This is a genomic window from Streptomyces palmae (genome assembly GCF_004684805.1).
In the GTDB taxonomy this organism is placed as follows: Bacteria; Actinomycetota; Actinomycetes; order Streptomycetales; family Streptomycetaceae; genus Streptomyces; species Streptomyces palmae.
In genome coordinates this window covers 1-3,455 of the sequence record NZ_SRID01000537.1, presented here as the reverse complement: position 1 = coordinate 3,455, position 3,455 = coordinate 1, and the positions used below count along the sequence as shown (strand labels likewise).

The 3,455-nt window shown below is 73.3% G+C and carries 2 protein-coding genes and 1 tRNA gene; 1 reads left to right on the top strand and 2 read right to left on the bottom strand.

Annotated elements, in window-relative coordinates; translation table 11 throughout:
• Nucleotides 1-206: 206 nt before the first annotated feature.
• A tRNA-Tyr gene (locus E4099_RS30540) sits at nt 207-288 on the bottom strand.
• A gap of 215 nt (nt 289-503) precedes the next feature.
• Between E4099_RS30540 and E4099_RS30535 the strand changes: the two genes are divergently transcribed.
• Nucleotides 504-992 (top strand): YajQ family cyclic di-GMP-binding protein, encoded by a 489-nt coding sequence (locus tag E4099_RS30535; protein WP_135342347.1) that lies wholly within the window; start codon nt 504-506, stop codon nt 990-992.
• A 198-nt stretch (nt 993-1,190) separates the two neighbouring features.
• Here the strand turns inward: E4099_RS30535 and E4099_RS30530 are convergent, their stop codons facing one another.
• The gene (locus tag E4099_RS30530) at nt 1,191-3,419 is read right to left on the bottom strand and encodes a helix-turn-helix transcriptional regulator (protein ID WP_245245318.1); all 2,229 of its coding nucleotides are present in this window, start codon (nt 3,417-3,419) and stop codon (nt 1,191-1,193) included.
• Nucleotides 3,420-3,455: the final 36 nt, after the last annotated feature.

Genomic DNA, 3,455 nt, shown 5'->3' with positions numbered 1-3,455 from the left:
GGGTGAGGGGGTGCCTCCCGGCGGGGGCGCGGTGCCTCTCGGCGGAGTACGCGGTGCCTCCCGGCTGGGTGCCTCTCGGCGGGGTGAGGGGGCGGCCTTGGCGGAAGTAGGTCGCCGTCCGGCGTGGGGCGCCGTCTTGGTGGATCACCAGACGAAAACAGCCTCTGAGTTGCGTTTCCGCAGCTCAGAGGCTGTTGTTCCCAGTGTGGCGGCGCCAGGATTCGAACCTGGGTAGGCTAAGCCGACGGATTTACAGTCCGCTCCCATTGGCCACTCGGGCACACCGCCTGGGATTGAAGCCGGGATTTCCGTTCTCGCGTCGGGAACTCCCTGGCAACGACGTAAACCATACCCGATGACCGGGGGTGGTTCGCCACCGGGTTGATCGCGGCTTGATCATGGTCCGGGTGACTAGGCTGGCCGGTACGGCCCCCACCCCCGCTACCGCTGGGCGCTCGGGGCCGCATCCCTGACCGAATCTATGTACGAGGAGCCAACTCAATATGGCCGACTCCAGTTTCGACATCGTCTCGAAGGTCGAGCGGCAGGAGGTCGACAACGCCCTCAACCAGGCGGGCCGGGAGATCTCCCAGCGCTACGACTTCAAGAACGTCGGCGCCTCGATCGCCTGGTCGGGTGAGAAGATCGAGATGCGCGCCAACTCCGAGGAGCGGGTCAAGGCGATCCTCGACGTCTTCGAGTCCAAGCTGGTCAAGCGGGGGATCTCGCTGAAGGCCCTGGACGCGGGCGAGCCGCAGGCCTCCGGCAAGGAGTACAAGATCTTCGCCTCGCTGCAGGAGGGGATCTCGCAGGAGAACGCGAAGAAGGTCGCCAAGATCATCCGTGATGAGGGCCCGAAGGGCGTCAAGGCGCAGGTGCAGGGCGAGGAGCTGCGGGTCTCCTCCAAGAGCCGGGACGACCTCCAGGCGGTCATCGCGCTGCTCAAGGGCAAGGACCTGGACTTCGCCATCCAGTTCGTGAACTACCGCTGAGCGTTCCACCTCGCGGATCGCGCGGGGACATGACGAGGGCACTCGCCGGGCACGGCCGCGGCGGGTGCCCTTGCCGTTCACTGTCGGGTCGCTCGGGGCTCGTGCGACCGCTTTGGGCTCTGGGTGGCCGGGTGGTTTGGGGGCGTACAGCACGGCGGCCTTGGGCCCTGGGTGCTCCGGGCTCGCACGGCAAGGTGGTCAGGAGTGCCGTAGGGCGGCGGCGAGTTGGGCGCGGGAGCGGACGTCCAGCTTCTGGTAGATGCGGGTGAGTCGGGCCTCGACGGTCTTCACGCTCAGGAACATCTTGGCTGCCGCCTCCTGGTTGCTGGCGCCCTGGCAGACCAGGTGGGCCAGGCGGAGTTCGGCCTCGGTGAGAGGGGTGGCGGTGCCGCGCGAGGCCGTGGTCCGGTCCGGGCGCGGGGCGGCGACCGGTTCGGCGGTCAGGGCCAGCCAGGGCTTGGCGCCCAGCCGGGTGAACACCTCGGCGGCGGCCTGGAGCGCGGCCTGGGCCGGCGCTCGCCGCCTGCGGCGGCGTTCCAGACGTGCCACGTCGACCAGGGTGCGGCCCTGCTCCGGCAGCAGGTCGCGCTCGGCATAGCGGCGGGCGAGGTCGCGGAGCAGGCCGACCGCGGTCTCCGGCTCGCCCTGGGCGGCCAGGCACATGGCGTGCGCCCGGTCCAGGCCCAGCAGCACGGTGTCCCGGCCGAGCCGTTCCGCGGTGGGCCTGGTGGCGGCGATCAGTTCGGCGGCCCGGGCGGGCTCGTCGGTGGCCACCAGTGCCAGGGCGAGTTCCTCGTGCCACCGCACGATGGACGGGTCCACCACCTGCTGGGCCGTCTCCAGGTCCTGCACCGAGCGCAGGGTGCGTACCGCGGCGGCCACGTTTCCGGTGATCAGTTGCACCCGGCCCAGGACGTAGCGGTTCCGGGCCAGGAAGATCTGGTCGTGCTCCTCCTCGGACGCCTGGACGCCCCGGCGGGCGTAGCTCTCGGCACGGGCGAAGCTGCCGCCCACGGCCTCCGCGACGGCGGACGCGTACCAGGCGGGGCCCGGGGACAGCCCGGCCTCCAGGGTGAGTTCCAGGGAGCGGCGGGCGTGCCCGAGGGCCGAGGTGCACTGGCCCAGCCGGGCCTGGACCTCGGCCAGGGTGGCGCAGACCTCGATGACGTCCTCGGCGGTGCCCCGGCGCTCCACCACCGGCAGCAGCGCGATCAGCTGGGCCTGGGCCTCGGCCAGCCGGTCGTCGAAGAGCGCGTGCCGGATGGTGAGGATCTGGGCCGGGTTGAGGGCTCCGGCCGGCCCCTGGGCCACCTCCAGGGCCCGCGCCTCGGCCAGCCGGCGCTCCGCCTCCTCGATACCGAGGGAACGCTCCACCCGGGCCCGTACGGCCAGTGCCTCGGCCTCGGTGGAGGCGTCGCCTGCCCGCCTGGCGAGCGCGGCGGCGGCGATCGCAGCCTCCCGCGACCGGCCGGGGTTGCCTTCCGAGAGCAGGTACTTCCAGGTGAGCCGGAGCTGAACGGCGGCCTGGAGCCGGATGTCCCCCTCCGCGTCCTGGAGCGCGTGCGCGTAGTCCTCGTCGAGGTCGGCCAGGTCCTGCCCGGCCGTGTCGAAGACGGCCAGTCGGGCGCGTACCCGGTCGGCGGGGGCGGCGTCGCGGGTCATGATCGCGTTCGCGGCACGCCGGGCCAGGTCGGCACGGCATGCGCGGCCGGCGTCCTGGGCGGCGGTGACCAGCCGGGCCAGCTGGGGTCCGGGCCGGTCGGCGGGTGTGCGGTCGGCGGCCAGCAGGCCCAGTTCGGCGGCGAGGGCGCGGTTGCCGCGGGACCGTGCGGTGGCGGCGGCTTCGGTGAGGGCAGTGGCCAGCGCTTCGTCCACGGCGTCCCCGGCCAGGGCGCGGTGGCGTACCGCGTGCACCGGGTCGTACACGGCCTCGGCGAGCGCGGCGTGCCCGGCGGCACGGGTGGCCTGGTCGGCCTCGGCGACCAGGGTGGAGCGCAGTACCCCGGCGGTGAAGGCCACCGCGCCGTCCTCGCCCAGGCTGATCAGGCCCGCCTGCTCGGCGTCGGCCAGCTCGGCGTCGGCCGCGGGGCGGCCGGCCCGCCGCAGCAGGGCGGCGGTCGGCTGGTGGGCCAGCGCGGCCAGGAGCAGGGCCTCGCGCACGGGGGCGGCGACCCGGTCCAGCATGCGGCGCGCGGCCAGGCGGGACTGGCCGGTCAGCGGCAGGCCGTCGGCGTAGTGCACGGACCGCCGGGTGATCTTCAGGGAGCGGCCGACGGTGAGGGCGAGGCGGGGGTTGCCGCCGCTGGCCTGGTGGATGCGGCCGGCGAGCCGGTACGGGAGGCCGTGCCGCACCAGCAACTCGGCGATCTCGTCGGCGTCGAGCGGGGGAACGACGATGACGTCGGGGGCGCCTAGGCCGGCTGCCACGTGGGTGCCGGGTTCTCTGGGTTCTCTGGGGGGTGG

What these genes read in the sequence shown, in the direction of transcription:
- E4099_RS30535 (WP_135342347.1), top strand. Translation starts at nt 504, where the DNA reads ATGGCCGACTCCAGTTTCGACATCGTCTCGAAGGTCGAGCGGCAGGAG.